Genomic DNA, 6693 nt, shown 5'->3' with positions numbered 1-6693 from the left:
CATATCTTTACAGTTGTATATCTTATTTACACTGTAAAGGTACTGATTCCCAATGAAATAAGCGAGAATATAAAGTTAATATATATTTACTTATTGGTAATATATTATAATGCATAAAGAGCTGTAAATTAGACCCTTAAAGTGGCTACAAAGTTATACACAAACTTGACACTCTAGCTTGAAACTCGTCCTATAAGTGCATGCGCAAAGCTCAAGCCTGTCGAACAGATGAAATCCGAAATATCTTCGGTTGAACTTATAGCAGAACTCATTGAGGTAGAGCTGCAGAAAGTCCCCCTTGATGTCATGGTACGTGTCAAGAATACTCCTCTTTGCATTGCCTATGGATATGTGTACCCATGGAAGCACCTTGCCGATCATCATCTTGTCCCTCATCTTAAATGCTTTATGCTTAGCGACAATTTTGTTCGCTGTAAGTGCCGCGTAAGACTTCGTGGCATCTGTGGTAGCATTAGCCCCGGCATCTATGGAATTCTTTATTTTGTCTTCCTCCGTAGCCGCCTTCAAGTCCGGTATAACCTCCATCTTGATATGACCGACCCGTTTCCCAGTGCTGTACTTTTTCATTGGTGTGTTTGTAGGAACAGAACTTTCCGCCATGACAAGCACGGCCGTCTTCCGTTGGCTTCCATGTCCACGCTTGAGAGAATGCCATTTTTCACTGTCAGGCGTCTCCGTGGAGAAGAATCCTTCATCAAGTTCCACTTGGTCAAACAGCCTGTAGAGACTGTCACGCTTACCCATCACATCACGCAGCTTATGCATCATTTCCCAGACGGGTTGGTAGCGTTTCCTTCCAAGCTGGCGCTGTACCTCCAAGGCGGATATGGCCCGCTTCGTACTTACTATCAGAAACATTGCCACGAACCAATCGAAAATCGGCAGATTACTTCCTTGCATCACTGTGCCGGAACGGAGGGTAACCTCATGACCGCAATCCATACATGTCCAAGACTTATGGCTTGGATTCCAACTGAGGTGCAAACCGCCACATACCGGACAATAAAGAGTATGGCATTCACGAAATTCCTTAAGAGCATGCTCGCAAGCTTCCTCGTTAGGATAAACTTCATAGAAATCAGTCAAATTCATAATCATTCCTTTCCAATAGTCAAACATAAGCCCGCAATTTTTATACCAAGGATTGTCCAGGCCGTATAAACTTTGCTAATTTGGATGATTGCGGATATTCATTATTATAATGCATAAAGAGCTGTAAATTAGACCCTTAAAGTGGCTACAAAGTTATACACAAACTTGACACTCTAATTACAAATATATTAGTGATAGTATGGGACACAGGGGCAATGGAGATATAACATCCAACTATATTGGTGCCTATCCTTTGGATAAGATGTTGGAATATAATTGGTACCTTTTGAACGAAGAAAGACAAAACAAAGCTACTGATAAGCAAATGGTCTTGGAACTATTAAAAAATATGAGCGAAAAGGATAGAAAAGAATTGCTCGCATCTTTGTAACGAACGAGTTGATTTGAAAAATATGCCACAGGTGGCACTTTTTTCAAATCGAATGTCTTGTTTTAAAATAAATAATGTATCTTTGCCATTGAAAAAAGTGCCCCTTGGGACAAAAACTTAAAATATGAGAATAACAATTCCCAGAGATGTCTATTTGAAGCAGCTGATTGACGGACGAGAAAATGGTTTTATCAAAATAATCACAGGCATGCGAAGATGTGGCAAGTCCACACTTTTACAAGTTCTTTTTCGTGATTATTTGATGAAACAGAACATACCTGCTGACCACATCATCTCTATTGCTTTGGATGACCGCATCAATCAGAAGCTAAGAAATCCTGACGTTTTGTTGGCATATATTCGCCAGCAAGTCAAGGATAACCAGTTGTATTTTATACTTATGGATGAAATACAGATGGTAGATGAGTTTATGGATGTTCTAAACAGCTTGTTGCATATTGAGAATGTGGATGTCTATGTAACAGGCAGTAATTCTCATTTCCTCTCTAATGACATAGTTACAGAGTTTCGGGACAGGAGCGATGAAATACACATGTATCCATTCTCGTTCTCTGAGTATTATGCAGCCGTAGGCGGAGATAAGCAAGGGGCATGGAAAGACTATTATACATACGGCGGGTTACCTCACGTATTGACTTTAGTCGGTGATAAGAAGAAAAGCGACTACCTATATAATGTTTATCGCAAGACATACTTGACGGATATAAAAGAACGGCATGAAATTAAGGAACATGAGTTTCAGGAATTGGCAAAGATGCTGTCTTCTTTTATAGGTTCATCTTGCAATCCGAACAAATTGACCAACACCTTTAAAAGTAAAGAGAATGTTGATTTGTCCTATCCCACAGTAGTAAAGTACATTTCCTATCTAAAAGACTCCTTTCTGATAGAAGAAGCAGAACGTTATGACATCAAGGGGCGTAAATACATTGGATCCTTGTCCAAATACTATTTTTGTGATTTGGGAGTAAGGAATTCTATCTTGAATTTCCGTCAACAAGAAGAAAATCATATTATGGAGAACGTTCTCTATAATGAGTTGCGAATGAGAGGTTATAATGTAGATGTCGGCATGGTAGATGTTAAGAGAAAAATTGACGGGAAAAGCATCCGCCAGCAATATGAAGTTGATTTCGTGGTGAATGAGGGAAGTGACAGATACTATATCCAGTCAGCTTTTGCCATGCCCAACATTGAGAAGGAGCGTCAGGAAAAGACTTCTTTTTCATTTATCAATGACTCTTTCAAGAAAATTGTCGTCGTGAAAGATGATATTAAGCCTAAACGGGACGAGCAAGGGATCGTAACCATAGGCTTGCTCGATTTTCTGTTGAATAAGGATAGCTTAAAATTGTAACTTATGGAACCAGAACGCAAAGTGGTTTTTCTAACATGGTATCAAGCCAACAAGATAACGGCAGACCGCATTATCAATGACCTGAAGAAGCAGTCGTTTGAGGCGGTGATGCACTTCTATGCCTATACTGCCAAATCATTGAAATTGGAGCATATTGTGAGCCAGAAGGACTTCCCCATTCTGTTTTCCAACAATTATACGAGAGTTGGTGATACCTTGGTGGCAGCGATAGTATTTCTGCTCAGTGAGGGGAACATGAATTTTCTTTGTCCAAACAGGATAAAGAATACATTAAAATACTGGCTTGTCGGTGGCAACCTGTACGAAACGCTTGTCTCAAAAATCATCGTCAAAACTGATGAAGCCCCTGAACGATTAGAGAAGAACGCCTATTCCGATTTACAGCAGCAATTAGTTGAGACCAGTATGCGAAATGGCATCAAGACTCAGGATGATTGGAATCGATTCTTTGGCTTGGAGATGGCACCCGATGATGAATGTAAAATTGAGAACAAGCCTGCCCCCATCCCAACCGAACTCCAGACGGAAGAAGCCCGACTGATTCTTGACAAGGCTATTTCGTTAGGCTTGTGCGACAATGAATATCACTGGCAAAAGACCAATTCCCTGCTGGCCTATTTCTCTGATTGTGCCTGTGAGCATTTGAAACTGTCAAAAGCAGAACAGGACGGAAAGAAGAAAACATTTTGGAAACCCTTTGAAACCTTGTTTGGTGTTTCTGGACTGGCCAATTACAAGAACACCTATACCAACAAGACGGGCAAGCTGCCCACAGACCATGAAATCGTGGAATCTATATTCCGCTAAAAGAAGAAATCCTTAGCCCATGTAAGTCAGCCTTGCATGGGCTTTTTCATCTATTTCTCTTACTATACAAGCATTCCGTTCCATAGGAGGATGTGCGTCCATACCCATATATAGTTACCATGTGGTACCTATATGGGCATAATGCCATGTAATTCCATGATACTTTTGCAGCAAACTTTTAAAACCAAGAGACATGCAAGGAAATTTCATCATGCTGCAAAAGGAAGACCTCAAGGAGGCCATTGCAGAAGTATTGGAGACAATGGTGGGCAAGAATCTGCTGAAAGAGACAACTCCGACAGCATCCACCGAGTATTACACCCGTGACGAACTGTGCGCACACCTGCACATCACCTATACAACATTGTGGCGCATGGAGAAGCGTGGCGACATCCAGGCGCACAAGATAGGAAGGCGCGACCTGTATTCCAAGCAGGAAGTGGACGCACTGATTTCCAACGGGCTTTCTGCCAATACAAATAATCAATAGGGCCATGCTATGGATGAACTGATCAAGACGATTCCCAAACCTCCTGAAATGGATTATATCTTGTCCTCCTTTCATGAATTGCAGGAGCAACAGGCCGTTGATGCTGGTGGCTTCCATGTGGCATCCATGAACGACTGCCTGATAAAAGGGCAGTCGCTTCCTCCCCTCGTAGTGCTCTATCCCAACATTGTCCTCGAAGGTGATCTCTGCATCATCTTCGGACAGTCAGGTATCGGCAAGACTATTTTTGCCATGCAGGTGGCAAGGGATATTGCCGCACAGGGGAAGCGTGTACTCTACGCCGACTTTGAGATGACGCTGCGTCAGCTGGCCCTGCGGTACGAGGTTCCGGACTTCCCTCCTACTTTCTTCCGTGCGGAGATGGACAGGAACAATCTCATTGATGATGTATTGAAGGGAATAGAAAAAGCAGCCGTGGCGAATCTTGCGGAGGTGGTGTTCATCGACAACATCACCGCCCTCAGCCAGTCGCTCGACAAAAGCTCTGACGCGGGCTCGCTCATGGCTTCGCTGAACACCTTGAAACGGAAGTATAACTGGACGCTGGTCGTCCTCAACCATGTTCCCAAGATGTTCTCCGGTTCAGTTCCTCTTTCCCTGTCGGCTATACAAGGCTCCGCCAAACTCAACCAGTTGATAGACGATGCCGTGGGACTGGGACAGTCAAGCCGTGACAAGTCGCTGGTCTATGTGAAGCAGTGCAAGTGGCGCAATGGAGAGCTGATGCTCGATGCCGACAATGTGGCTCTGTATGAGCGGGCCAAGAACGGAGAAGGCAATCTTTGCTTTACCTTTCGTGGCAATGACACGGAGACCGCCCATCTGGAAACGACATCTACCAGCGGACGGGAGGAGCTGAAGGCGAAGGTCAGGGAATTGTCCTCGCAGGGCATGAAGCAGCAGGACATAGCCAAAGAATGCGGTATCACCCAGAGCAAGGTGTCAAGGCTTCTGAACGGCTGATTATTCACTTTATGCAGTTTATGCAATATGCATAAGTGCATAAACTGCATAAAACACATAGCAAACATGGAAAATCAGGACTTGAAGAGAATGTCGGCGACTAAGGCTGCGACCAATGATCGTTTGTTGATAGAGATACCCAAACAGGATATAGGATGTCATTATTCTTCCCTTACGGATTATCTGGATAAGGTAGCTGGTTATGATTCCAAGCTGTTGTCGGCCATTGATCGCTTGGTGTTGGGATTTCATATGGGTGCCGTCACCAAACTTGTGAACGGACACTATGGCACAGTGCTGCCTCGGATTAACCGGAATAACAAGGTTGTAGGAGGAAGTGTGCTGTACTTTGATACGGACAGTGGAGCGGTTCTACAAAGAGAGCCCTTAGTGGAGCATCTTTATAGTTGGTACTGCTTTGACTATTACACAGACGATGAGGTATTCTTTGGCGAGCATCTGCTTTCAAACAAGCCTGTCGCCATTGTTACAGAAGAAAAGACGGCCTTGCTGGGTACGCTGGCGGAACTGGCCGTTGACTGGCTGGCGGTTGGTGAGGGCTGCAATCTCACCAATGGCATGATGAGTAAACTGGCTGGCAGGCGAGTGGTCCTTTTCCCTGATGATATAAGCTGTGATTATTGGGAAGAGCAGTTCGGGGCAAGGTTCAAGGTGGACCGTGGCTTTGTCCATCGGGACATTAACCGATACCTGATTGACAGAATCAGAGGTCGTGGCAGTCCTTGAACTCGGGGGGGGAACAGGGCTCTGCCCTTGTTATAGCCCACTATAACTACCCGCTGCGCTTTCGTAGTTGTGGGCCCAAGGTCAGCCTTGGAGAACCGGCGGGGATGACTCTCCCCCTGCACCCTCCACTCGGTGGCATCTGCCCCCAAGACCCCTGACCAGAGCGTGACCCTCTCTCTGGACTCTCCGCTTAGGGAGCCTCCCTAAGAACCTTATGAAAAGAAAAAATGAATATCCGCAATCATCCAAATCAGTAAATCCGATGCTTGAAACTCGTCCTATAAGTGCATGCGCAAAGCTCAAGCCTGTCGAACAGATGAAATCCGAAATATCTTCGGTTGAACTTATAGCAGAATTCGTTGAGGTAGAGCTGCAGAAAGTCCCCCTTGATGTCATGGTACGTGGTACGTGTCAAGAATACTCCTCTTTGCATTGCTTATGGATATGTGTACCCATGGAAGCACCTTGCCGACCATCGCCTTGTCCCTCATCTTATATGCTTTATGCTTAGCGACAATTTTGTTCGCTGTAAGTGCCGCGTAAGACTTCGTGGCATCTGTGGTAGCATTAGCCCCGGCATCTATAGAATTCTTTATTTTGTCTTCCTCCGTAGCCGCCTTCAAGTCCGGTATGACTTCCATCTTGATATGACCGACCCGTTTCCCAGTACTGTACTTCCTTGTCGGTGTATCAGTGGGAACAGAGCTCTCCGCCATGACAAGCACGGCCGTCTTCCTCTGGCTTCCATGTCCACGCTTGAGA

Annotated in this window: 6 protein-coding genes and 2 pseudogenes; 6 read left to right on the top strand and 2 right to left on the bottom strand. The window is 44.6% G+C overall.

Going from position 1 to position 6693, the window contains the following annotated elements; translation table 11 throughout:
• Window positions 1-153: 153 nt before the first annotated feature.
• The gene (locus PREMU_RS12055; protein ID WP_007575688.1) at window positions 154-1113 is read right to left on the bottom strand and encodes an IS1595-like element ISPrmu1 family transposase; all 960 of its coding nucleotides are present in this window, start codon (window positions 1111-1113) and stop codon (window positions 154-156) included.
• A gap of 178 nt (window positions 1114-1291) precedes the next feature.
• Between PREMU_RS12055 and PREMU_RS15775 the strand changes: the two are divergent.
• From PREMU_RS15775 to PREMU_RS12025, 6 genes and pseudogenes are all read left to right on the top strand, one after another.
• Window positions 1292-1504, top strand: a pseudogene (locus PREMU_RS15775) (recombinase); the annotation flags it as partial.
• 124 nt (window positions 1505-1628) lie between these two features.
• Window positions 1629-2882, top strand: coding sequence for an ATP-binding protein (locus tag PREMU_RS12045; protein WP_007575686.1), 1254 nt, complete (start codon window positions 1629-1631; stop codon window positions 2880-2882).
• Between the two features lie 3 nt (window positions 2883-2885).
• Window positions 2886-3710 (top strand): DUF6043 family protein, encoded by an 825-nt coding sequence (locus PREMU_RS12040; RefSeq protein WP_007575684.1) that lies wholly within the window; start codon window positions 2886-2888, stop codon window positions 3708-3710.
• A 193-nt stretch (window positions 3711-3903) separates the two neighbouring features.
• Window positions 3904-4200: a helix-turn-helix transcriptional regulator gene (locus PREMU_RS12035; protein ID WP_007575682.1), complete on the top strand. Its 297-nt coding sequence runs from the start codon at window positions 3904-3906 to the stop codon at window positions 4198-4200.
• Window positions 4201-4209: 9 nt separating this feature from the next.
• Window positions 4210-5184 (top strand): AAA family ATPase, encoded by a 975-nt coding sequence (locus PREMU_RS12030; protein WP_007575680.1) that lies wholly within the window; start codon window positions 4210-4212, stop codon window positions 5182-5184.
• Window positions 5185-5211: 27 nt separating this feature from the next.
• Window positions 5212-5931 (top strand): DUF6371 domain-containing protein, encoded by a 720-nt coding sequence (locus tag PREMU_RS12025; protein ID WP_040558408.1) that lies wholly within the window; start codon window positions 5212-5214, stop codon window positions 5929-5931.
• A 250-nt stretch (window positions 5932-6181) separates the two neighbouring features.
• Here PREMU_RS12025 and PREMU_RS12020 read toward each other — a convergent pair.
• A pseudogene (locus PREMU_RS12020) lies at window positions 6182-6693 on the bottom strand (IS1595 family transposase); the annotation flags it as partial.

The sequence above is a fragment of the Hallella multisaccharivorax DSM 17128 genome (assembly GCF_000218235.1).
GTDB lineage: Bacteria > Bacteroidota > Bacteroidia > Bacteroidales > Bacteroidaceae > Prevotella > Prevotella multisaccharivorax.
This window is presented reverse-complemented; position numbering and strand designations above follow the sequence as displayed.

Coding starts and splice junctions, on each gene's coding strand:
- PREMU_RS12035 (WP_007575682.1), top strand. CDS start 3,904: ATGCAAGGAAATTTCATCATGCTGCAAAAGGAAGACCTCAAGGAGGCC.
- PREMU_RS12025 (WP_040558408.1), top strand. CDS start 5,212: ATGCATAAGTGCATAAACTGCATAAAACACATAGCAAACATGGAAAAT.
- PREMU_RS12030 (WP_007575680.1), top strand. CDS start 4,210: ATGGATGAACTGATCAAGACGATTCCCAAACCTCCTGAAATGGATTAT.
- PREMU_RS12045 (WP_007575686.1), top strand. CDS start 1,629: ATGAGAATAACAATTCCCAGAGATGTCTATTTGAAGCAGCTGATTGAC.
- PREMU_RS12040 (WP_007575684.1), top strand. CDS start 2,886: ATGGAACCAGAACGCAAAGTGGTTTTTCTAACATGGTATCAAGCCAAC.
- PREMU_RS12055 (WP_007575688.1), bottom strand. CDS start 1,113: ATGAATTTGACTGATTTCTATGAAGTTTATCCTAACGAGGAAGCTTGC.